Annotated in this window: 1 protein-coding gene; it reads right to left on the bottom strand. The window is 48.0% G+C overall.

The window, feature by feature from the left end:
- Positions 1-615, bottom strand: a 615-nt coding sequence (locus tag R8O11_RS29130; protein WP_318195111.1) for a peptidase dimerization domain-containing protein, incomplete at both ends; no start/stop codon positions are given.

Consider the following 615-nt stretch of genomic DNA (forward strand, 5'->3'; position numbering starts at 1 on the left):
AGAATCAATCAAAGAGCGAATTAGGCAAAGTACGGTTACTTTGTCCTCTTCTGTTGTGATAACGCCAACGTTCAGTGACGTTTCAACCACACCTTCAATTTCGTCGCTCATGCGCATCACGCCATTTGGACATGCGTTGAGAGCAGCAATAAAGCGTTGTTGGTCCGCCGCGGTGAAAGCTTGTGATTCGGTTACGATCTCTTCATTGAACGTCACAATACCCGTTTCTACTTTGCCAAGCTCTGCTTTTAATAGCTCAGTGTAGTAGTTGAAAAGCTCTGCAAGTTTCTCTTGGTTTTCAGCAGGAACAGCAACTGTTACGAAAGCTTCGCGAGGAATAGCATTACGCAAACTACCACCACGGAATTCAACCAAGCGAAGATCCAACTCTTGTGCATGGCCCGCTAGGAATCGGCCAAGCAGTTTGTTGGCATTACCACGACCAGTGTGGATATCACAACCAGAGTGACCGCCTTTTAAACCCTTCAAGGTTAGCTGACGAGTCACAAAGCCAGTAGGGATCGCGTCGCGTTTGATGTCAAAAGTCATCGCACCATCGATACCACCAGCGCAGCCCATGTACACTTCGCCTTCTTGCTCGGAGTCGGTGTTTAG

Source organism: Vibrio sp. 1288 (genome assembly GCF_033344475.1).